Source organism: Mycolicibacterium lutetiense, assembly GCF_017876775.1.
In the GTDB taxonomy this organism is placed as follows: Bacteria; Actinomycetota; Actinomycetes; order Mycobacteriales; family Mycobacteriaceae; genus Mycobacterium; species Mycobacterium lutetiense.
Genome location: NZ_JAGIOP010000002.1, coordinates 406,093 through 427,276, shown reverse-complemented (window position 1 = coordinate 427,276; position 21,184 = coordinate 406,093). Strand labels below are relative to the sequence as shown.

The window sequence follows — 21,184 nt, the reverse complement described above, 5'->3', positions numbered from 1 at the left end:
TCAGCAGATCCCCTCGGAGTCGGCATTGGCGATCACGGTCAATGATGTTGAGGTGGTGCTGAATTCAGAGGGATCACGCGAGAACCGGGTAGCGGTGTGGCCGACGGCCAGCGGCAGTACCGGGATCGTGTTCTCCGTGGCACGCTCGAGCATCGAGGCGATCTTGTTGACCGAGACGACATCGAGATCCAGTGCCACCGAACAGGCCTGCTCGACGCGTTGCGCGCCGTAACGACGCACCAGACCCTGGAGTCGGTAGACGGTGCGCATCCGCGTCCACGGCAGCGGATCGTCGAGGATGCGTTCGGCGTAGATCCCGATATTGGGGCCGTGCGCGGCGCAGGTGGCGATCAGCGTCGTCAAGTCCCGCAGCGCGTAAACGGCTTTGTGCTCGGGTAAATCGGCACGGTCGGTACTGCGGCCACCCGGAGGCTGACGGGGGTGGACTTTGACCAGCACACCGCGGTGATAGAACTTCACCAGCTCACCGTCAGCACGCACGTCGACGGTGGTGCCGATCCACTGCTCGGGAAGCGAGTAGAGGGCTTTGGCGACTTCGGCGTGGAAGTCGCGGTGCACCTTGACCGCTTTGAACACCGGCACGTCGTAGGCGCCCGGCACCGCCAGCAGCAGCGGTTGCTCCTCGGTGGTGAACACCTCCACCGGCCGTGCACAGGTGCTGCCGTGGATACGGGTCCCGGCAGTACGCAGACACCACACGGTGACAGCCTGCTGCGCCTGCTCAATACTGATGAATGTTTCACCGTCCCAAAAGTTTCGGCGGACGTACTGCACTGCGCGTTCCACTCGCGGCTTGTCCTTGGGGGAGCGCACCCGAGCCGGATCGGTGAGGAATCCGACATGGCCCGCGTAGTCGAGCCACCCCTGGGTGAACCGGGGATTGACCGCATCAGCGGCAGCGATCACCGGCTTGAGGTTGTCCGGGATCAGCACCGCGAACACGCCGCCGAAAAACTCCCACGCCGCCTGGCAGCCAGCGACCACCGCCACCAGGGTCTGCGAGTAGGTCAGCCACACGAACATGTGCCGGGAGTAGACGGCGGTGAAGATCAGCGCGTGCACCTTGCGGCGCCGCCCATCATCGGCGTCGGTGAGCATCCCGAGGTAGCCGAAATCGATCTGGCATTCCACCCCGGGATCCCCGTCGGCGACCCGCACCGTGGTGTCCTTGCGGCCGAAACCGCAACGCTCACCAGCGAATCGGTTCAACGTCCGATACGGCACCACGCACCCCTGACGGGCCAGCAGGGTCTCGATCTTGGTGATCGTCAACGGACGCTGCTCACCATCGCCGGCCACCCACGCGGTGATCTGGTCCTCGAACCCCAGCAGCTGTTCCCACGCTGCGCCGTGGCCATCCGGGCGTACCGGGCGCACCGCGTCGGCGACAACCCCGATCAACCCGTCATCGACGGCCTCAACGCCGTCGCTGCGGTGCAGACCAGCCGCTTGCGCGGCCTCGACGTAGCGGCGCACCGTTTTGCGGTCCACGCCGCAATGCGCGGCGATCGTGCGGTAGCCCGGTGCCGGTAGCCCGGCGACCCCCAGCCACACCCGCAGCACTTCCCTGATCTCGTTCACACTGACCTCCCGAAAAGCCATGCCCGCCGCCTCCGTGACTTGGACCGTCACGGCGATCAAACGAACAGATGAAGAGACCACCGACGCGACGCGCCGGTGGTCCCATAACTGGCAATCCAGGTGGTCCCATCACCCTGTCAAAATCAGCTCACACTGGTCCCATCCTCCTGGCAGACGACAGGCCGCACACGCACGACTCTGAATTGCGCTGCCGAACCTGACCCCCTGGTCTGAATTGCGCTGCCGAACCTGACCCCCTGGCGGGTTGAAAATGACCCTTGGACGCGCGAACCCATGGTCAACGCTAGAGCGGTCGCTTGCTGGTGCCTCTCGCGTCCGCTGAGCGGCGATCTGCACGTTCCGCACCGTCTCGGGTGTGCCACCGTCTCGGGTGTGCCGCATCCCGTCCGTATCGCATTGGGTGGATCCCGCCACGCCGGGGGCGCCGTCGCGCCTATCGGCGAAATCCGGGACTCGTCTACGGGGTTTAGCCGTAGACGGTCGGGGTATGCCGCACTTGTCCGTCGACTGGGCCGTGCTATCCTGCTCGACCTCAGGACATTCCCTTCAGCGTCGTGGACCAAAACCGTGGCGGGCGACAACCCCAGATAGCTTTGATGAGAGGACCGGCATGGCCAGTACCCGTATGATTTCGGCGCTCGCGGCTGCGGGCGTCATCGCCGCAGGGATCTCGACAAGCACCGCTTGGGCGGGTGGACCAGGCGGCGCTGTCGAGGACCGCGAGGGCATGTACGCGGCGGTCGGTACCGGTACATTCCAGGGAGCCCTGGTGGGTTATCGGGCAACCGGCGACACCGCAGAGGAGGCTGCGGCGGCCGTGATCGCGGCATGCCAGGCCGACGGTGGTCAAGACTGCAGCAGCGACGCGGTAACCAACGACAATCTCTGTATCGTGTCCGTTGCTGACGACTACAACGATCATGTGGCCGGCGGTGTCGGGGTGACTGTCGAGGCTGCCCGTCAGGATGCGCTCCGGCGAGCGGCGGAAAACAACACGCCCCATGGTCCGCACGCCGGCGTTGTCATATCGGACTGCCCCTGATGCGTGAGCGAATCGCAGCGCATGCAGCGCATGACCATTGTGTTAATCGGCGCAGCCGCTTGAAGGGCGAGGGACAAATGACAACTCCAGGAAAGTCAGCACTGCTCGTGGCGAGTTTGACGGTAGCGGCGCTCGTTTCGGCTCCTGCCGTCGACGCCCGACCGACCTGCCAGAGCCACGACGTCACCACCACCACCTGCTCAAGCGACGGCCATGTGTCGATCAGGTCGCGGCCGGGCACAGTGGCGCCGCCCGCCAACCGGCCGGTGTTTCCGTGGCTCGGCCTCCCCGGTCGCTAACCTCGCGCTTTCGTGATTTGGTGGGACACTCTGGCCTGTAATGCCACGCCGGGGGCGCTGTGCCTCAGAAAAAACCGGCCTGCGGCACAAAGCGGAAGTGCCCGGGGCTGTCGTCGTCGCCACACTGGCGGGAGTACGCGCCCAGATCGCCGCTGCGCTGTCATCGACGCGTGGCCCAACAAATGACACCGGCTCGCCAGTCTCGGCGTTTCAGCGTTGACTCAGCGGCCCGAATCAAGCGAGAGATTCCAGACGAAACACGCTGCGATTCGGCGATGAGCTGCCCGAACCTGGTGAGAAGTGAAACCCGCTGTGTCACAGCGTGATTGCTCGTTGCGCGTGCTACTCCGGCATGCATCCGCAGGTACGAAACCTGCGGGCATTAGGCCGATTACCTGCACAAACACACCAGCGCGGCGCGTCTCTAACTATTAGCCAGCTATTAGGGTGGTCGTCGTGGGTCGAGTCACTTCATGTTGGCGAAGGGCAAACGCCCGTAGTGACGCCGGAACGCCTCAATTAGTCGGCGCTCGGTTCGTTCCGCTTCGTCGTCGGCGGTCTCTTTCCAACCGACCAACAGACTTGCGCTGTCTGCTAGCTGCCAGATGCGTTTTCCGCCCGAGTGTCCTATCCGCTCGCCGTGGCCGAACCTTCTGAATTCATCGAGCCGTTTCCACAGACTTCGGTCCTCTTTGCCGCCGAGACATGCCTTGCCGATGTAGACCACCGTTGCACCCTGCACCCATTGTTTGTTCAGGTCTGCGAGTGGGACGGTTTGGTCCTTGCCTTTGAAGTGTCCAGCGGGACTGATAGGGCGAAAAATTGGCTCATCGGTGCTTGGACGAATCACGCAGTAGACACCGGGCTTGTCTTGCGGCACGCCAGCGGTCGGAAGCGCAGCGAAGGGTACGAATCCCTCAAAGCCGTATGCCGTCAACCCTTCACGCGTCCATACCGGCACGCTCTCATCAAGCATTTTCGGCCTGCGCAGTATTGGTCAGCTCAGCCAGCGCGTTGGCACTCAGATTCGCGGCCACGATGGCATCACGTCCGTCCTGGCTGTGCTGATAACGCAGCGCCGCGCCGACCGTCTTATGTCCGAGCCGTGCCATGTTCTCAGCCAGCGACGACACAGCAGCGTTTTTCGTTCCCGCGAAGTGGCGCAAATCGTGAACCGAAATGTCGTCTTTGCCAACATCTTTGGCAGGCTTGCTCAGAACGTCTTTGTTAAACACCCGGTCATCAAGATGGCAGCCACCACGCGCCGGAATGAATAGCAGTGCATCGGGACTCTTGCCGACGTAGCGGCTCAGATGCGCTTTCACGTCGTCGCGGATATGAGGCGGAATCGTCACGCTGCGTTGCTCGCCGTTTTTCGTGCCGTCTTTGATCCGGCAGCGTTCGCTTGGATTGTCGGGGTCAATGCGGCTCTTCCGACTTAGCAGGGGCGGAGCCTGGTTCTGGATGGCGCTCGCCGTGATTGGCGGGTGCAGGCCCACCGTACGCGGCGGCGTTGGTTGTCCGGTGTTCTGAATCCGAACGCGATTCGGCCGACGTGTTTGACGATTCTGTTGTAGCCCTCGCTGCGGGCGTTGGACAGCCCGGTGGTGATGGCCAGGATCATCGGTTCCTGCCACGCGGAGATGGTTTCGGCGAGCTTGACGATCTCGGGTACCGAGCACGCCGCGCAGAACGTGTAGAACCGGTACAGCGCGTCGCCGATCTCGTAGCGCAGACCGCCACGGTCGGTGCAGGCCAGCACATCTCGCAGCAGTTCCTTGGCGATCCAGGCCGCCGCGATGTCCCCGTTGGGGTCTGCGCAGGTCAGTTTCTCGAACAGCGTGTGGCGTTGATCGTCGGTCAGCCGTTCGGCGGCGCGCAGCAGCCGGCGGCGGTTGATCCACTCCGGATCGCTCTTGTGCCCGCGGCGTCCGCGGTAGGTCTGGGTGACGCGGCGGCGAACCCGATCGACCATCTCGTTGGCCTTCTTCACGAGATGAAAGCGATCCACGATCAGCTTCGCGTGCGGCAACGCCTCGCGGGCGGCCTTGGCGTAGGCCCCCGACATGTCGATCGCGACGAACTCGATCCCGTCCCTCCACGCCTGCTCGCGCTGGGTCAGCCAGTCGGTCACCGGCCGCGCGGCACGCCCGTTGACCTGGACCAGCAACCCGCCGGCGCCGGTGATGTCGACCAGGCCGCTGTCCCAGCGGTCCACCCACGCCCGGGCCCCGGTCTCCGGGCAGGTCTCCCACTTGGCCTTCCCGCGGCGGGTCTCATCGATGCCCAGCACCCGCACCGGGGGCGGTTCACCGGCCAGGACCGGATCCGCGGTGGCGATCACCGCGTCATGGCAGGTGTTCCAGCTACAGCCATACGCGGCGGCGACGGCCTTGACCGAGCGGTCGTCGTCGAGGACCGCCAGGGCCATCTCCGCCTTGGCTCGCACCGTCACCCGAGCCCGCGGCGGGATCGACGGCGTCGACTCAGTGAATGACCTGCGTTCGCAGGAGGTGTTGGTGCACAACCATTTCCGCTTTCGCCACATGATCAGCGGCCGGTCCGCACCGATCTTGATGTCCCGGGGCCGAGTCGTGACCCAACCCCTCGACCGCGACGATCTGGTTCGGCAGTCCGGGCAGATCCCGACCCACTCGAGCGCTGTGCCCACCTCAACGATGCGGACATCGCCGTCATCGACTTGCACGGACTCCACGGTGATGCCGTCGAGTCCAAGCAGCAGGGAACCACTATTGTCAGACATGCTCGCGCCTTTGCTCTGGATGCGTAGAGAACACCCAGTTGACAAGGGCGCGAGCCCTCAATCAGTCACCGACACGAACCCAATCGGTCACACCAGACCCCCATCAAGTCGGAAGAGCCGCATTAGCAGGCCTTGCGATCGCGGTAGCGGCAGGCGCGGCGCCGATCGCGTTGGCGAGTTCGGCTGTGGCCGCACCGACGGGATCTTCTGATGCCCAGTCAACGATCGGGATGCTGCAAGCACAAGGATTCCACGTTTTGGTCAGCAGAGTCGGCGACGGACCGCTCAACAAGTGCACCGTCAACGCGGTGCGACCCGGCCGCAAAGCCTCACAGAATGTGCCGATCCGGACCGGAGTACGCACGCAGCCTATCGCGGCACCGACAGTGTTTGTCGACCTGGCGTGCAAGCGCTGACGCGACCCAACTGCATTGCTAGGTTACGCGTTTCAGGAGGTTACCTCCGGGCGTGGATCTCAGGCAGTCCTGCTACCCTCAGCCGACCACGCCGTCGTGGGCGGCGATTCCATTCCGGTGCCGGACCCCTACGACGGTGAGAAAGGCACTCGATGAACCATGTTCTGAGCGCCCCTCCGGGCAGCCACGCCTTGCATCCACGGCTTCTTCGACGCTGCGAGCGCCCCGCGGCGATGGTGGGCGACACACCACTGTTGCGGGTGCCGGCACGATTGGCCCACGGCGATCGCGGATACTGGGCCAAGCTAGAAGGGTTCAACCCCGGCGGAATGAAAGACCGGCCCGCTATGCACATGGTCGAATGCGCCCGAGTGCGCGGTGACTTGGAACCGGGTGCACGTATTGTTGAATCAACCAGCGGCACATTAGGTTTGGGTCTTGCGCTGGCGGGCATGGTGTATGGGCATCCGGTGACCTTGGTGACAGATCCCGGGATGGAGCCGATTGTTCGGCGGATGCTGTCGGCATATGGGGCCAGCATCGACCTTGTCGCACGGCCGGATCCCCGCGGCGGCTGGCAACAGGCCCGCAAGCAGCGGGCAGCACAGATTCTCGATGCCGAACCCGGCGGTTGGTATCCCGACCAATACAACAATCCCGACAACGTCGACGGGTACCGGACCCTGGCGATGGAACTGCACGCTGAGCTCGGCCCGATCGATGTTCTGGTGTGCTCAGTGGGCACCGGTGGGCATTCGGCCGGAGTGGCCCGCACTCTGCGGCAATTCAATCCGGATCTGCGGTTGATCGGCGTGGACAGCGTCGGATCGACCATCTTCGGCCAGCCGGCGACCACCCGTCTGATGCGCGGGCTGGGGTCGAGCATCTTTCCCCGCAATGTCGCGTATGAGGCGTTCAACGAGGTGCACTGGGTTGCGCCGGCCGAGGCGGTGTGGTCCTGTCGCTACCTGGCCAGCCGCCATTTCGTCAGTGGCGGGTGGAGCGTCGGGGCAGTCGCATTGGTCGCTGACTGGGTCGCGCGCACCGCCGATGCGGACGTGACCATTGCCGCGGTCTTTCCCGACGGACCTCAACGCTACTTCGACACCGTCTACAACGACGTCTACTGCCTCGAGCACGAACTGCTCATCGACCAACCGCCGCGGCAACCCGCGGTGATCGACCATCCTGCCGAACGGGTGGTGACGAGGTGGACGCGGTGCCACAACGTGTCCCAGCCCGCGCCCGCATTGCACTGACACCTCATGTGGCCTCCGGATGCCGCTATCAGTTCGATGTCGCCGTTGTCGGCAACTCGACGGTGAAGGTGGTTTGTCCTGTGGTGCTGGGGCTTTCAACACTGATGCTGCCGCTGTGGGCCTCGATGATCGCCTTGGCGATAGACAGGCCCAACCCCGAGCCGCCGGGCTCGCGGGTGCGTGCCGGATCAGCGCGGTAGAGGCGGTCGAAGACGTGGGGGAGGTGCTCGGGAGAGATACCGTCACCGGTGTCGGTGACCCGTACCACAATGCTTGCGGCTCGGTGTTCGGCGCTGACGGTGACCAGGCCGTGCGCGGGTGTATGGCGCAGCGCGTTGTCTAGCAGGTTGGTGAGCACTTGGGCCAGTCGTTGCCCGTCGCCGTGCAGCGGTGGAAACGACGGAGGCAGCGCTGTGTGCAGCTGCACCTTTTTGGCGCGGTAACGGGAGCTGATCGCTGCGATGGTGGTGAGAATGACATCGGAGATGTCCATTTGGGCCATCGACATCGATGAGGCGCCTTCTTCTGCCTGGGCGAGTGCGGCGACGTCTGCGGAGAACCGGACGAGTCTTCGGGTTTGGTCTCGCAGCATCGCGGTGGTGTCGGTGGTCAACGATCGCACTCCGTCTTCGACTGCTTCGATGTATGCGTCCAGGACCGATACCGGGGTGCGGATTTCGTGGGCAAGGTCGCTGAACAGTCGGCGCCGGTTGGCGTCGACGGCTTGCAATTGTGCGGCCATGTGGTTGAAAGCGGGTGCCAATGAGTTGAAGTCGGCGCCCAGACCCGGGGGCGGCACCCGGACGCCGTAATCGCCGTCTGCAACGGCGGTGGCCGCAGCAGCGACATCAGCGACCGAGCGTTGCAGCCGCCGGCTGACATACCAGGTCACCAGAATTGCCGTCGCGGCCGAAACGACCACGGCGCCACCAACCGACAGCATGGTCGCGTACTGGTAGGCCTCTTCGGCGTGCAGTTGTTCGGCTGAGCGCGGCGGGATACCGGCTCGGTGCAGGTGTTCGCGAAACAATGGCGGCCCTACCACCGCAGCGACCAACCAGGTGGTGACGGCCCCGGCGAGCAGCACAGCCGATTGCGCGATCAGCAACCGCATCCCAATACCGGGGATCACTTGCCGCCGCGGTGTCATTGTCCGTTCCCTATGCGGTAGCCCACCCCTCGGACGGTCACGACATAGCGTGACGCGGCCGGGTCCTCGCCGAGCTTTCGCCGCACGTGCCCGATGTGAACGTCGACGAGGTGATCGTTGCCCACCCATGGACCGTCGTGCACCACCTCCAACAGCTGGCGTCGACTCAACACGATTCCTGGACGGACAGCCAGCGCCGCCAGAATGTCGAATTCCATCCGCGTCAACGCGATCGGCGCCCCGGCCAGCGATACCTGGCGGGCGGCAACGTCGATATGCAGCGCCCCGATCTGCAGGGGCGCCGGCAGCGCCGCACCCCCGGCGGACCCCGGATCGGTGGCGATGCGCGGGCGGCGCAACATGGCGCGTATGCGGGCAACCAATTCGCGCGGGCTGAACGGTTTCGTGACATAGTCGTCGGCGCCCACCGTAAGCCCGAGGATGGTGTCCATTTCGGTGTCTCGGGCGGTCAGGATGACCACGTAGGCATCAGAGAAGGTGCGAATCTGGCGGCACACTTCCAATCCGTCCATCCCAGGTAACCCCAGATCGAGGATCACCACGTCGGGATCTACAGCGCGAGCCAGCTCAAGCGCATCAGGCCCGGTATGAGCGATGTGGGCGCTGAACTGCTCCCGAACGAGGTAGCTGGCCACCACATCGGCCAGCGCCGTCTCGTCATCGACGACCAGTGCCCGGTACTGCGAGCCCTCGGCCGCTGCCCGCGGCGCATCAGTCATGTGTCAATGGTGCGGCTGCATCGCGCGACGTAAACGATCGGTGAGTTTCTTCAACGAATCTTCACACGACCCATACCGATTCAATGATGTGCGGCGGTCATGGTGGAACAGGTAAGGAGGCCGACATGTCTGTGGGATCAACGGTGGGCGGGTTCGTCGCGGGGGCCGACTGGGATGTCTGGCTGCTGCTGACCGCTGCGCTGGTGGTGTGCTGGGTTGTCGCGATCGCGACGGCGGCATCGTTGTTCAGTCCCCGCTCCCGCGACGGACATGAGGTTCGGCCGGCACCGGTGATTGCGGCAATGTTGACACCGGGTCCCCGCGTGCGGGCCGGCGTCCACCACCGCGCATCGGCAACGAGCGATCACACGAAGCAGGAGAACCCCGGCAATGATTGATACCGGCAGAACACCGCAGTTCAGCCGCCGCGGGTTCCTTGCGGCGTCGGTCGCGTTGGGTGCCACCGCGATAACGGGGTGTCAACGCAACACTGGTACGACACCTCCGACCTCCACTTCCCCCTCGTCGGGCGCGATCGCCGCCGCCGAAGCACGCCGCCCCCACAGCGGCCGCACCGTGTCGACCACCTTGACCGCTCAGCGCGGCCCCGTTGATCTGGGCGGCCGCACAGTAGACACGTTGTCCTACAACGGTTCTGTACCCGGGCCTCTCGTGCGGGCCTCAGTCGGCGATGAGGTGGCGGTGACGGTGCGCAACCATCTGGATCACTCCACCTCGGTGCACTGGCATGGGGTTGCGTTGCGCAACGACATGGATGGCGCTTCGCCGGCCACGCCCGACATCGACGCCGGCCGTGAGTTCACCTACCGGTTCTCGGTGCCGCACCCGGGAACCTATTGGGCCCACCCGCACACCGGCCTGGACGCCGACACCGGCCTGTATTTTCCGGTCATCGTCGATGACCCCAACGACCCTGGCCGCTACGACGCCGAGTGGGTGGTGATGCTCGATGACTGGACTGACGGGGTGGGCCCGACCCCAACCCAGATCTACGACGGATTGCGCGGCGGGGGCGGCCACAACGGTATGCCGGGGATGGAAGGCATGGGCGATGGCGGTATGGGCAACAGTGCGTTGCTCGGCGGGGACGCCGGCGACGTGAGCTACCCATACTATGCGATCAACGGGCGTATCCCCCAGGCGCCCACGACGTTTCGTGCCAAGCCTGGGGACCGGGTGCGGATTCGGCTCATCAACGCCGGGTCTGATACCGCCTTTCGAGTGGCGCTCGCAGGACACCGGCTGACCATCACCCATACCGATGGATTCCCGGTAACGCCCGTCGACGCTGACGCCGTGTTGCTGGGAATGGGGGAGCGCTACGACGTGGTCGTCACCGCCGGAGACGGGGTGTTCCCACTGGTAGCAGCGGCGGAGGGCAAGAACGCCACCGCGCGCGCCTTGCTGGTCACCGGGACAGGGGCAACCCCGGCCGCCGATTACACCCCGGGCGAGCTGCAGGGCCGCGTCGCGACAGTCAGCGACTTGGCCGCCACCAAGGAGGCAGTGTTGCCGCCATCGCCCGCCGAGGTGAACTTGTCGGCGGATCTGGCCGGCTCGATGATGCGCTACGACTGGACGATCAATGGATTGCCGTTCGCAAAGACCCGGCCGCTGCAGGTCCGAGAGGGTCAACATGTGACGTTGACATTCAACAACGCCACGATGATGTGGCACCCGATGCACTTGCACGGACACACCTTCGAAGTGGTCGGCGCCGACGGCCGCCCCGGCGCCCGCAAAGACACCGCCATCGTGTTGCCGATGCAAAAGCTGCAGGTGCGGTTCGTCGCCGACAACCCCGGCGTGTGGATGATGCACTGTCACAACACCTATCACCAAGAGGCCGGCATGATGACCAGTGTGGATTACCAGGCTTAAGCCACCGGGAAAGCAACCAGCCGGTGTGTCCTGCGATGCCTTCGGGGCCCGTCACACAGAGGTGTCGCATCAGGCCTGTGCGGACCGGCCGTGGAGGACATTGCGGGTTGCCGTGATGCGGGACCGGCCCGAACGGCCGCTGTCGCGTGCAAGAGCCCACGTCCGCCTAATGGCCTGGGAGGCGTCACCTTAAGCCGATCGCACGGTGAGCCGAGGCGGCGACGATCACATCGTCTACTATGTAGCTTAGTAGATGATGTGATCGGTGTAGTTCAGATGACGGGGCATGCGCGGCTGCTCCGCGACGGGAGGCTGGTGTGACCGTGGACCGCCGAATCGGCGTGCGGGTGTTGGCCGTGGTGCTGGTGCTCACCGGAACGCTCGGGGTGGTTGTCGCCGTGGGCCTCTCGCACTGTTGGGGGTGTGATCGCGCGGGCGGCAGCTACCAGCACAGCGCCGATGCGCCGCGGCCGCCGGCCGACCTGGTGATCTCCCCGGGTCTGGGGGCAACCGATGTGGACCCACTGGGCCCGGTGAGGGTGTCGGCGAGCTTTGCTTCGCTGTCAGAGGTCGCGATGACTAACGAACAGGGCGTCCGCATCGTCGGCGTCACCACGCCCGACGGTGCGGTGTGGAAGCCTGCTGTGCCGCTGGGCTATGGACGCACCTACACCGTCACCGCGACCGCCACCGCCCCTGACGGGGCCCGGCTGCAACGTGTTTCGACGTTCTCGACGCTGGTTCCGGGCAATCAGACCCGGGTCCGGCTGACCACGACGTCGGGCGCCGACGTGCGTGACGGCGCGACCTACGGCATCGGCACGGTCGTGGTGGCGCGCTTTGATGAACCGATCGTCGACCAGGCCGCCGCCGAGCGGCGCTTGGTGGTGTCGACTGCACCGGCGGTGACCGGATCCTGGTACTGGCTGGACAATCAGACTGTGCATTGGCGCCCGGCGCAGTACTTCGCCCCGGGAACCGCGGTGACGGTGCAGGCCAACATCTACGGAGCGGCCCTGGGTGGGGGCCTGTATGGGCAAGAGGATGTGCATGTGGGCTTTGTCATCGGCGACGCACACGTCGCCATCGCCGACGACGCCACCAAGCAGGTCAGCGTGTTCAACAACGGCCAACTGGTCCGCACCATGCCGACCTCGATGGGCATGGGCGGCACCGAGACGGTCAACGGACAAACCCTCTCATTTTGGACCCAGCGCGGCATCTACACGGTGATGGACAAGGCCAATCCCGTGGTGATGGACTCCTCGACCTACGGCCTGCCGATCAATTCCCGGCTGGGATACCGCGAAACGATCTCCTGGGCCACCCGTATAAGCACCGACGGGATCTATCTGCATCAGTTGGAGAGCACCGTCTGGGCTCAGGGCAATACCAATGTGTCGCACGGCTGCCTGAACCTCAACCCCGACAACGCTCGCTGGTTCTACGATTTCTCCCAGCCCGGCGATGTCGTTGAGGTCCGCAACACCGGCGGCGAGCCCCTGCAGGTCTGGCAGAACGGCGACTGGAGTGTGCCCTGGGAGCAGTGGGTGAAAGGCAGTGCTTTGCGTTGACGGTGCCCCTGAAAGCGGTGGGGAGCAGCCGGCGTGTGTATGACGGGGACGGGGTGCTGGCCGGCTTCGATGGGGAGGTCACTGAGGTTGCCGACAGTACGCTCCAGCTTCCCCAGCCTGCTGCACTCTCCGTACCAGTCCAGGCGCCGGGGAGCGCGCTGGCGATGTCGGTGGGGGGCACGAATAACGGTCCGTCTTGGCCGAGCAGGTTGATCCAGACGATGTGTCCGCGGTCTTTGAGGACGCGGGCGAGCTCGTGGGCGGAGCAGAACGTATCGACGAGTACGGCGGCGTCGAAGGCGTGATCGCACAACGGCAATCGAGCGGCGTCACAGCAGATGCGAAAGCTGGTGCAGCTGGCTGCTTGGGTGAGCATGGCGATGGACAGGTCTACAGAGAAGACCTCGTCGAAGTGGTCGGTTAGCAGCGGGGTGATCTGTCCGGTTCCGGATCCGACTTCAAGGCAGCGTCCGCCGACGGGTATCTGGCCCCGCCGCAGTGCGTCGCGTACCGCGTCGAATCGGTTCGTGCTGTGTTGGGTGTTCCAGGTGGCGGCCATACCGTCGAACATGCTGGCGGTCGCTTGCGCGATGTCGGTGGTCCAGACACCATCGAGGGCGATTGCGCGGGCGAAGGCCTGGAGCTCGGAAACATTGTCTAGGACCGGTTTGTTGGGCTGAGCGGGGATAATCCGGGGGATGGTGGTGATGGTCATCGACGTGTCCTGTCTTCAGGTCGCTACGACCAGGTTAGGCACGACTGGCACTACAGATGACCAAGTTGCTCACGGTCAGGAAACGCATTGACCTTGGCCGTGTGGTTGGCCAGCGAGTGCGCTATGGGCTCGATGGAAACCCCTCGATACCTACCGTGGCAGGTATCGAGGGGAGCCGGTGCCAGGGGCGGGTTAGAACTTTTTCGAGCGCAGCCGCAGCGCGTTGCCAATGACGCTGACCGACGACAGGGCCATCGCGGCGGCGGCGATGATCGGCGACAGCAGAATCCCGAACACCGGGTAGAGGACTCCGGCGGCGAGCGGGATGCCGGCGGCGTTGTACACGAACGCGAAGACCAGGTTCTGCCGGATGTTGCTCATCGTCGCTGCCGATAGTCTCCGCGCCCGGACGATCCCCGTCAGATCCCCGTGCAGCAGGGTGACCCCGGCGCTTTCGATGGCCACGTCCGTGCCCGATCCCATCGCGATGCCCACGTCGGCGGCCGCGAGTGCGGGGGCGTCGTTGATGCCGTCGCCGGCCATGGCCACGATCTTGCCCTGTTCCCGGAGTCGCTGCACGACTGCGCTCTTGTGATCAGGCAGAACCTCGGCCTCCACCTCGCTGATGCCGAGTCGGCGGGCGACCGCCTCAGCGGTGGTGCGGTTGTCGCCGGTGAGCATCACGACTTCGATGCCATCGTCACGCAGCGCGGTCAATGCCTCGGGGGTGGTGCCTTTGACCGGGTCTGCGATCGCGAGGACACCGGCGGGGCGGCCATCGACGCCGACGAAGATCGCAGTGGCGCCGTCGTGGCGGAGGTCATCGGCCCGATGGGCGAACGCGGAGATGTCGATTCCCTCGTCCTCGAGGAACGCGGCGTTGCCTAGGGCGACGCGGCGTCCCTCGACGGTGCCGACCACGCCGCGACCGGTGGGGGAGTCGAAGTCGGTGACGGCGGGGATGGTGAGGCCGGCACGTTCGGCCGCTTCGACAACGGCGAGCGCCAACGGGTGTTCGGAGGCACGTTCGACGCCGGCGGCCAGGCGTAGTACGTCGTTGGCGTCGATGCCGTTGTCGGGCACGACCGCGGTGACCGACGGGCGTCCTTCGGTCAGCGTGCCGGTCTTGTCGACAACGAGGGTGTCGACCTTCTCCAGGCGCTCGAGGGCCTCGGCGTTCTTGATGAGCACACCGAGTTCGGCGCCCCGACCGACGCCGACCATGATCGACATCGGGGTGGCCAGGCCAAGGGCACAGGGGCAGGCGATGATGAGTACCGACACGGCGACGACAAGTGCGTATGCCAGCGAGGGTGAGGGCCCGACGAGTGCCCACACCACAAACGCGACGACGGCGATCGCGATGACCGCGGGCACGAACTTTCGGGCGACCTGGTCGGCGAGCCGCTGAATGGGTGCGCGGGACCGCTGGGCTTGCGCCACCATCGCAACGATGCGGGCGAGCATGGTGTCGCGGCCGACCTTCTCGGCACGGATCACCAGTGCGCCGGTGCGGTTGAGGGTGCCGCCGATCACGGTGTCCCCGGAGGTCTTGGTGACGGGCATCGATTCGCCGGTGACCATCGACTCGTCGAGCGAGGACCGCCCGTCCTGCACCGTGCCGTCGACTGGAACCTTCTCGCCGGGCCGAACCCGCAGCAGGTCGCCGATCTGCACGACGTCGAGCGCTACTTCTTCCTCGGTGCCATCGGCGTTGATGCGGCGCCCGGTCTTCGGGGCCAGATCGAGCAGTGCCTTGATTGCGCCGGAGGTCTGCTCCCGGGCCCGCAGTTCCAGGACCTGCCCGAGCAGCACCAGCACGGTGATTACAGCGGCGGCCTCGAAGTACACGGCGACGGTGCCGTCCATTGCGCGAAAGGCGTCCGGGAAAACACCGGGCACGAGGGTGGCGACGACGCTGTAGAGCCAGGCCACCCCGGTGCCCATCGCGATCAGGGTGAACATGTTGAGGTTGCGTGTGCGCAACGACTGCGCGCCGCGAACGAAGAACGGCCATCCAGCCCACAGCACCACCGGGGTGGCCAGGACGAACTGGATCCACGTCGAGACCGTCGCGGGGACGAGGTGGTGGAGTGAGGGGAACAGGTGCCCGCCCATTTCAAGGGCGAACACCGGGGCGGTAAGGACCAGGCCGATCCAGAAGCGGCGGGTCATGTCCAAGAGTTCGGGGCTCGGTCCGGTGTCCGCGGTGATCACGACGGGTTCGAGAGCCATGCCACAGATCGGGCAGGACCCGGGTTCGGGCCGGCGGATCTCCGGGTGCATTGGGCAGGTGTATTCGACGTTCTCGCCGAAGGATTCGGCCGGCGCAGCGGCCGGGGTCTGTGCGGCGTCGATGAACTCGCCCGGGTCCGCCTGGAACCTGGACCGACAGTGCGCCGAGCAGAAGTGGTATGTCCGACTGTCGTATTCGATGCGGTACTCGCTCGTGTGAGGATCCACCGTCATCCCGCACACGGGATCGTGGACGAGATCGGGGGCAGGCACCGATCCGTGGTCGTGGTCGTGGTGGCGATGCTCGGTCATGATCTGCCTTTCATGTGCTCGATTGCCGCGACGTGTACCCGCGAGATGCAGGTGCCATGACACCATTGTATACCCCCATGGGGTATGGGGGCTAGTGCATCGCGGTCCAGTTCGCCCGGCCGACCGGTACACCACGCTGCGAACACACCGCCGCGTGCCGGAGGTGAATCGAACCCCTGTTGGGAACGGAACTGGCGTTGCGCTTGGGCCAAAGTGGCAACCGCGGCGTCCTGCCGCTGACCGGCGGCGGTGAGGGCTTGTTCGGCGCGCTGCGTGGCCGCTCGTGCCGCCGATTCGTTGTTTGTCTTTTCGGTGCGTGCACGTTGCAACTGTGTCAGCACGGTGCGATATCGGCTGGTCAGCGCTTGGTCAGCGCTGGCGGCGATCGCCTCGTCTGGGCTTGACGCCAGCACTAGCATCTTCGGGGGCCCGCTGACATAGGTCCAGGTCGCCAGCTGGTCGAAACGTCGTTGCTCGGTGTCGATGGTGGAGTTGGCCTCGATGAGTTGCTGTCGGCTGATATCGGCGTCGCGACGAGCAACTGCAGCGGCATCGCGGGTTTGGGAGACTTCCAGCAGGGCCTTGTTCACCCCTTCCTGCTGGCCCTGAATCTGTGCACCTACCTCAGCCAGTCGTTGGTTGGCCTCGGCCAGCTCGACGACCGCCGACACCGGGGAGTTGTCGGTATGGACCTGACCAGTGTGGGAGGCGTGCGCCAGCGGGTTGCTCAGCGTTGCCGAGGCTGCGGTGACCGCAAAGATGAGGCAACTGCTGGCAATGCGACAGACAAGCCTCATCGAAGGTCTCCCTCAGCAGGGTGCTGGTTCACCGTCGGCAGCTCACACGCGCTGGGTCACCCTCGACCACGCAGATTCTAAGGAACTACCCCAGTACGTAGTTGCACCGTATATTTCTCTCGTCACACAGGGAACATCTGCCACAGTCCCGGTGTGGTAGCGATCGGCGCGCAGCGACAAGCCGGCGAGGGCGCGGGAAGATAACAGTTCGCGCATACAACACCATGGCGTAGCAACTGATTCGACGTCAGACACGTCCGCCCTCATCTACTATCTAGGTCAGTACTATCTGTAGAGATGATCGCGGACGCGTATGCCGGAGGTGATGGCGTGGTCGGGCAGCCAAAGGTCTGGCGGCAGTGCGCGGTGGCCGTGGCCGTCTTGGTAGCGGTGGGTCTGGCAGTGGGTATTCCCAGCGCGCTGATCGCCAATCCGTGGTTTGTGCGCATGACGCCGGCGCCGTGGTGGAGTTACGCGGTGTGGGTACTTGCCGCCGCCATGAGCGCCGGGTTGGCAGTGACGTTCGTGGGTGATATCTCTGGTGCCTCGCCGGCACCGGGGCGCACCGGGATCGTTGCCAACCTGGGCTCAGCGCTGGCCGTCGGGTGCCCGGTATGCAACAAACTGGTCGTGGCGGCCCTGGGTGTCAGCGGCGCGCTCAACGTGTGGGCGCCGGTGCAACCCATTCTCGCCACAGCGTCACTGTCTCTGCTGGGGTGGGCTCTATGGCGACGGATTTCGGCCCGCCGCCGCTGCCCCGTCAGCACCGCCGCCGCGTTGACCGCGGCGCCCCCGGTGATCGACACCGTGCCGGAGTATGAGCACTGATGGGCGCCGCTCGGCCAGTCACGGCCCTCGTACTGGGCCTCCTCGGCGTCGCCGGAGTTCTGGTGGCCGCACACGCCGATCCGGTTGGCCTACCTCAGTCACGACCACCGACCACCCACCACCGCGCCGCCACCGTGGAGAACTCCGCCGCGGTCGAGGGCGGCACCACCGCCTGTCCCGCGCCTGCCCGTGACGCGGTAGCGGTGCCACCGCTGGCCGATGTAATGGCCCGCTGCCTGGGTTCTGCACGCAGCGTCAATCTCGGGCGCGCGGTCTCAGGTGCGCCCACACTGTTGAATCTGTGGGCGTCGTGGTGTGCGCCGTGCCGGCAGGAGATGCCCATTCTGGATGCCTACGCGGACAGCCCTAACGCGGTCCGAGTAATCGGTGTGAATGTGCGCGACCGGTCCTCATCGGCAGCCGCGCTGATGCGCGACTTGCAGATCGGGTACCCGTCCTACGCCGACAACGTCGCAGCAGCCTTGACCGCGCCACCGCTGCTGCCCCTGAGCTACCTAGTGAAGGCTGACGGTTCGGTGCGCCGCTTGCAGGACGTGCTGGTGTTCCGTGATGTTGAGCAGGTCGCCCGTTCCATTGCCACGGCCATGAGTTCGTGATGCACGTTCCCGAACGGCACCTGCCAGTGTGTGGCGAACGTCGCTCAGCGCGGGTGCCGGGCGGCGCCCGGACTGAGCTGTCTGTGGTGCGGGTGGGGCCGCTCGGCGTATCGGGCGGCCGGCCAGGCAACCGACCGCGTCGTCGGTGCCGGCGATGACCGCGGTGGCGTGGTGGGCCCTGGCCGGCGTAGCGGCAGGCTGTCTGACCCCGGTGGCGCTGCGTGCACTGTTGCGCCGCGGCATCGGCGCAGCTGTGTTGCTGTGTACATGGGGCGCGATGGTGAGTCTGATCATCACCGCCCTGGCACTACCTGCATTCGCTGAACTCTTTCACCGTTGCCGGCTGAGCGCACACCCTTTCGACACCAGCCCGGTAGGCACCGCAGCCGCTGCGGTCAGCGCAGGCATTCTCCTGGTCGCTGCGATCGGCGGCGGCTGGCGTTTCAGCCACCACAGCCGGATGCGGCACCGCCTGCACGGCAGGCATTTCGAGATGAACTGGCTTCTCACCGGTCATCGTCCCCGTCCCGGGACGGTGGTGTGGCTGCCCGTCGCCGAGCCCCTGGCCTACAGCCTGGCCGGCCAACCGCCGCTGGTTGTGGCCACCACGGGGCTATACCGGGTCTTCGACGCCGCCACGGTCAGCGCCGTGCTGGCCCACGAGCACGCCCATACCGCACGCCGCCATCATCTCTTCGTATCTCTCGCCGATACGGTCGCCTCAGGTTTGGGATGGTTGCCGCTAATGCGTCAATCCCCGTCGCTGGTGCGCACATTGGTCGAATTGGATGCCGACGCCCACGCCGCACGCTCCCACGGCCATCACCGCCTGCTGCAGGCCCTACGGGCACTGCAACACACAGCCACGCCGCCAGCGGCCCTGGGCATCGCCGGTGAGTGCACCCAACTGCGGATGGCCCGCCTTTGTGCGCAGAGCTGCCGCGGGTCCGGCCGACTCGCCGGTGTCGCCGCATATTGCGGCGCGGCCCTTGTCGTCGGGGTGCCAGCGTTGTTGAGTTTGTCGGCCGTGATCGCCGTCGCATCCTGCACCACGGTCTAACACAATGCTCACCCTTGAGCTCCGGTCCACAACGACTCCCGGCAGTACTACGTACCCATCCATGTAGTCGTCCTTGCCAGCCGCAGCTCTGCGCGCTCAGCCCAGCATGCATCCACCCAATCTCGCGACTCTAGGCGGCCATCGAAAACGTTCACTCCTGAAGATCGGCGCGCGATCGCAGGCCTCGCAGTGCTGGTCGGAGCGGCCATGGCCGTTGCCCACCCGATTGCGCACCTGGCCGGTCTCCGGGTCGGAGCGCGGACTGAATGGCGCTCGAATTCCCGATGGCCGCCTTACTGATCGTGCTCGGCCTGTTGTTGATACGGCATCCGCGCGAGGACCCCTGACGCCTCATCGACACAGGTCGTTGTGTGGTTGCCGACGCGTCGAGTCGGCGGAGCACAGGCGCGTCGAGGTAGGCTCACAACAACGATCGTGGAGGGTGACAGTGCGCGTACGGGGATTCGGTGAACTCGAGGCCGACATCATGGATCGCATCTGGAATCGTGACCCAGAGCCGGTCACGGTGCGCGACATTTTCGACGAGCTCGCCGATGAGAGGCGGATCGCCTACACCACCGTGATGTCAACGATGGACAACTTGCATACCAAGGGTTGGTTGGAGCGCGACCGTGACGGCCGGGCATACCGCTACTGGGCGACCCTGAACCGCGAGCAACATTCGGCTCAGTTGATGCGTGAGGCCCTCGACGGCGGTGGGCAGTCGGACCTGGTTCTCAGCTACTTCATCGAGCAGATCGACCCGCAGGACTCCGATCGGTTGCGCGCCGCGCTGCGCACGCTGGCCAGGCGGTCGAACAGGGCGAAGAAGCGGTGAGCGTCGCCGCCTGCCTGCTGATTTTCAGCATGGTGATGGTGGCGTTGGGGCCAAAGGCGCTCGGCTTCCTCACCCGCGGCGGATCGGCGCCCAGGTTCGGCATCGTGGCGTGGCTGACCGCGATCGGCAGCGTGTTGGCAACCGGGATCGCCATTCCCGCTCTGGTGGCCCTGGAGGTGCTATCCCACGGCAGTCAGCACGGTTCGCTGCTGACCTCTTGTATGCAGTTGTTGTGCGATCTGGCGGCCGGACGGGCCGGCGGCGCAGCACAATTGGGGCTACTGACGGCGGCGCTTGCCCTGATCGTCGCTGTGATCGGCCTTGGGGTGAAACTGCTGCACACCATTCTCCGGTTGCGTGCCCATGCCGACACTCACGCCCAAGCGGCGCGCCTGGTCGGACGGCCAACCGACCAACCCCATGTCTACATCGTTGATGCCGAGCAGCGCACCGCCTATTGCGTGGCCGGCAACCCGCCGGCGATCGTTGTCACCAGCAGCGCGGTCGCCGCTCTCGATCCTCGGGAGTTAGCGGCGGTGCTGGCTCACGAACGGGCGCACCTCGATGGACACCATGCCACGATAGTGACCGTGCTGCGCAGTCTGGCAATGGTGTTGCCGCGGGTGGCATTGATGACCCGAGCAGCCACCGACGTTACGCGATTGCTGGAAATGTGTGCCGACGATGCCGCCGCCCGTCGTTACGGCCAGCGCACGCTGCTCGCGGGACTGCTGGCCCTTGCCGGTGCCGCACCGGCTGAGGCCCTCGGCGCCGCTGATGTCGCGTTGCTGAGTCGTGCCGAACGTTTGGCACGCCCACCCGCCTCGGGTAAACGCCTGGGTGCGCGCGTCGGCCTCGCCGGCGCCACCACTCTCATCGCATTGGCCCCGATGGGCACCTTCGCCCTTGGCGCATCTGGGCTGCTCTGTAGTTGAGTGGTTCGATTCGACCCGCCGGGCATGCGGCGGTGCGTTAACCCGAGCCCCTCCCTGCGTTGACACGCGGCTGCCGTG

The 21,184-nt window shown here is 65.5% G+C and carries 17 protein-coding genes and 2 pseudogenes; 10 read left to right on the top strand and 9 right to left on the bottom strand.

What is annotated here, in order from left to right; translation table 11 throughout:
• Entirely contained in the window at window positions 1-1,623 is a 1,623-nt protein-coding gene (gene istA, locus JOF57_RS11315; RefSeq protein WP_209915585.1) for an IS21 family transposase, read from the bottom strand.
• Window positions 1,624-2,233: 610 nt separating this feature from the next.
• On the opposite strand from istA, the gene JOF57_RS11310 reads away from it, so the two are divergent.
• Window positions 2,234-2,665: a DUF4189 domain-containing protein gene (locus tag JOF57_RS11310; RefSeq protein WP_209916498.1), complete on the top strand. Its 432-nt coding sequence runs from the start codon at window positions 2,234-2,236 to the stop codon at window positions 2,663-2,665.
• 765 nt (window positions 2,666-3,430) lie between these two features.
• Here the strand turns inward: JOF57_RS11310 and JOF57_RS11305 are convergent.
• The 3 genes and pseudogenes from JOF57_RS11305 to JOF57_RS11295 all read right to left on the bottom strand — a co-directional run bounded on the left by JOF57_RS11305 (window position 3,431) and on the right by JOF57_RS11295 (window position 5,789).
• Window positions 3,431-3,940: a hypothetical protein gene (locus JOF57_RS11305; protein WP_209916496.1), complete on the bottom strand. Its 510-nt coding sequence runs from the start codon at window positions 3,938-3,940 to the stop codon at window positions 3,431-3,433.
• On the bottom strand, window positions 3,933-4,319 hold the full coding sequence (locus tag JOF57_RS11300; RefSeq protein WP_209916494.1) for a site-specific integrase: 387 nt from the start codon (window positions 4,317-4,319) through the stop codon (window positions 3,933-3,935). The genes JOF57_RS11305 and JOF57_RS11300 overlap by 8 nt, the downstream gene beginning before the upstream one ends.
• An 83-nt stretch (window positions 4,320-4,402) precedes the next feature.
• A pseudogene (locus JOF57_RS11295) lies at window positions 4,403-5,789 on the bottom strand (ISL3 family transposase).
• Window positions 5,790-6,296: 507 nt separating this feature from the next.
• On the opposite strand from JOF57_RS11295, the gene JOF57_RS11290 reads away from it, so the two are divergent.
• The gene (locus JOF57_RS11290) at window positions 6,297-7,403 is read left to right on the top strand and encodes a PLP-dependent cysteine synthase family protein (protein WP_209916492.1); all 1,107 of its coding nucleotides are present in this window, start codon (window positions 6,297-6,299) and stop codon (window positions 7,401-7,403) included.
• A gap of 28 nt (window positions 7,404-7,431) precedes the next feature.
• Here JOF57_RS11290 and JOF57_RS11285 read toward each other — a convergent pair whose 3' ends face one another.
• Window positions 7,432-8,553: a sensor histidine kinase gene (locus JOF57_RS11285; RefSeq protein ID WP_209916490.1), complete on the bottom strand. Its 1,122-nt coding sequence runs from the start codon at window positions 8,551-8,553 to the stop codon at window positions 7,432-7,434.
• Entirely contained in the window at window positions 8,550-9,293 is a 744-nt protein-coding gene (locus JOF57_RS11280; protein ID WP_079633019.1) for a response regulator, read from the bottom strand. Before JOF57_RS11280 ends, JOF57_RS11285 begins: the two co-directional genes overlap by 4 nt.
• Window positions 9,294-9,418: 125 nt before the next feature.
• On the opposite strand from JOF57_RS11280, the gene JOF57_RS11275 reads away from it, so the two are divergent.
• From JOF57_RS11275 to JOF57_RS11265, 3 genes are all read left to right on the top strand, one after another.
• Complete coding sequence (locus JOF57_RS11275) at window positions 9,419-9,691, top strand: hypothetical protein (protein ID WP_131830852.1); 273 nt, start codon at window positions 9,419-9,421, stop codon at window positions 9,689-9,691.
• Window positions 9,684-11,195: a multicopper oxidase family protein gene (locus JOF57_RS11270; RefSeq protein ID WP_209916487.1), complete on the top strand. Its 1,512-nt coding sequence runs from the start codon at window positions 9,684-9,686 to the stop codon at window positions 11,193-11,195. Before JOF57_RS11275 ends, JOF57_RS11270 begins: the two co-directional genes overlap by 8 nt.
• Before the next feature lie 317 nt (window positions 11,196-11,512).
• Complete coding sequence (locus tag JOF57_RS11265) at window positions 11,513-12,769, top strand: L,D-transpeptidase (RefSeq protein WP_307870001.1); 1,257 nt, start codon at window positions 11,513-11,515, stop codon at window positions 12,767-12,769.
• 280 nt (window positions 12,770-13,049) lie between these two features.
• On the opposite strand, the pseudogene JOF57_RS31420 reads toward JOF57_RS11265, so the two are convergent.
• The 3 genes and pseudogenes from JOF57_RS31420 to JOF57_RS11250 all read right to left on the bottom strand — a co-directional run.
• Window positions 13,050-13,328, bottom strand: a pseudogene (locus tag JOF57_RS31420) (class I SAM-dependent methyltransferase); the annotation flags it as partial.
• 348 nt (window positions 13,329-13,676) lie between these two features.
• Entirely contained in the window at window positions 13,677-16,031 is a 2,355-nt protein-coding gene (locus JOF57_RS11255) for a heavy metal translocating P-type ATPase (RefSeq protein ID WP_209916485.1), read from the bottom strand.
• Window positions 16,028-16,828 carry a hypothetical protein gene (locus JOF57_RS11250; protein ID WP_209916483.1) on the bottom strand — a complete coding sequence of 267 codons (801 nt, stop codon included), beginning with the start codon at window positions 16,826-16,828 and terminating at the stop codon, window positions 16,028-16,030. The genes JOF57_RS11255 and JOF57_RS11250 overlap by 4 nt, the downstream gene beginning before the upstream one ends.
• A 297-nt stretch (window positions 16,829-17,125) precedes the next feature.
• Here JOF57_RS11250 and JOF57_RS11245 point away from each other — a divergent pair, with 297 nt between their 5' ends.
• The 5 genes from JOF57_RS11245 (at window position 17,126) to JOF57_RS11225 (ending at window position 21,106) form a co-directional block, all read left to right on the top strand.
• On the top strand, window positions 17,126-17,656 hold the full coding sequence (locus JOF57_RS11245) for a hypothetical protein (RefSeq protein ID WP_234938101.1): 531 nt from the start codon (window positions 17,126-17,128) through the stop codon (window positions 17,654-17,656).
• Window positions 17,656-18,273 (top strand): TlpA family protein disulfide reductase, encoded by a 618-nt coding sequence (locus JOF57_RS11240; RefSeq protein WP_209916481.1) that lies wholly within the window; start codon window positions 17,656-17,658, stop codon window positions 18,271-18,273. The genes JOF57_RS11245 and JOF57_RS11240 overlap by 1 nt, the downstream gene beginning before the upstream one ends.
• A 154-nt stretch (window positions 18,274-18,427) precedes the next feature.
• Window positions 18,428-19,333, top strand: a complete 906-nt coding sequence (locus JOF57_RS11235; protein ID WP_209916479.1) for a M56 family metallopeptidase — start codon at window positions 18,428-18,430, stop codon at window positions 19,331-19,333.
• Between the two features lie 448 nt (window positions 19,334-19,781).
• Window positions 19,782-20,171, top strand: coding sequence for a BlaI/MecI/CopY family transcriptional regulator (locus tag JOF57_RS11230; protein ID WP_087078076.1), 390 nt, complete (start codon window positions 19,782-19,784; stop codon window positions 20,169-20,171).
• On the top strand, window positions 20,168-21,106 hold the full coding sequence (locus JOF57_RS11225) for a M56 family metallopeptidase (protein WP_209916477.1): 939 nt from the start codon (window positions 20,168-20,170) through the stop codon (window positions 21,104-21,106). The genes JOF57_RS11230 and JOF57_RS11225 overlap by 4 nt, the downstream gene beginning before the upstream one ends.
• Window positions 21,107-21,184 lie beyond the last annotated feature (78 nt).

Coding starts and splice junctions, on each gene's coding strand:
- istA (WP_209915585.1), bottom strand. CDS start 1,623: ATGGCTTTTCGGGAGGTCAGTGTGAACGAGATCAGGGAAGTGCTGCGG.
- JOF57_RS11310 (WP_209916498.1), top strand. CDS start 2,234: ATGGCCAGTACCCGTATGATTTCGGCGCTCGCGGCTGCGGGCGTCATC.
- JOF57_RS11305 (WP_209916496.1), bottom strand. CDS start 3,940: ATGCTTGATGAGAGCGTGCCGGTATGGACGCGTGAAGGGTTGACGGCA.
- JOF57_RS11290 (WP_209916492.1), top strand. CDS start 6,297: ATGAACCATGTTCTGAGCGCCCCTCCGGGCAGCCACGCCTTGCATCCA.
- JOF57_RS11285 (WP_209916490.1), bottom strand. CDS start 8,553: ATGACACCGCGGCGGCAAGTGATCCCCGGTATTGGGATGCGGTTGCTG.
- JOF57_RS11280 (WP_079633019.1), bottom strand. CDS start 9,293: ATGACTGATGCGCCGCGGGCAGCGGCCGAGGGCTCGCAGTACCGGGCA.
- JOF57_RS11275 (WP_131830852.1), top strand. CDS start 9,419: ATGTCTGTGGGATCAACGGTGGGCGGGTTCGTCGCGGGGGCCGACTGG.
- JOF57_RS11270 (WP_209916487.1), top strand. CDS start 9,684: ATGATTGATACCGGCAGAACACCGCAGTTCAGCCGCCGCGGGTTCCTT.
- JOF57_RS11255 (WP_209916485.1), bottom strand. CDS start 16,031: ATGACCGAGCATCGCCACCACGACCACGACCACGGATCGGTGCCTGCC.
- JOF57_RS11250 (WP_209916483.1), bottom strand. CDS start 16,828: ATGAGGCTTGTCTGTCGCATTGCCAGCAGTTGCCTCATCTTTGCGGTC.
- JOF57_RS11245 (WP_234938101.1), top strand. CDS start 17,126: ATGATCGCGGACGCGTATGCCGGAGGTGATGGCGTGGTCGGGCAGCCA.
- JOF57_RS11240 (WP_209916481.1), top strand. CDS start 17,656: ATGGGCGCCGCTCGGCCAGTCACGGCCCTCGTACTGGGCCTCCTCGGC.
- JOF57_RS11235 (WP_209916479.1), top strand. CDS start 18,428: ATGACCGCGGTGGCGTGGTGGGCCCTGGCCGGCGTAGCGGCAGGCTGT.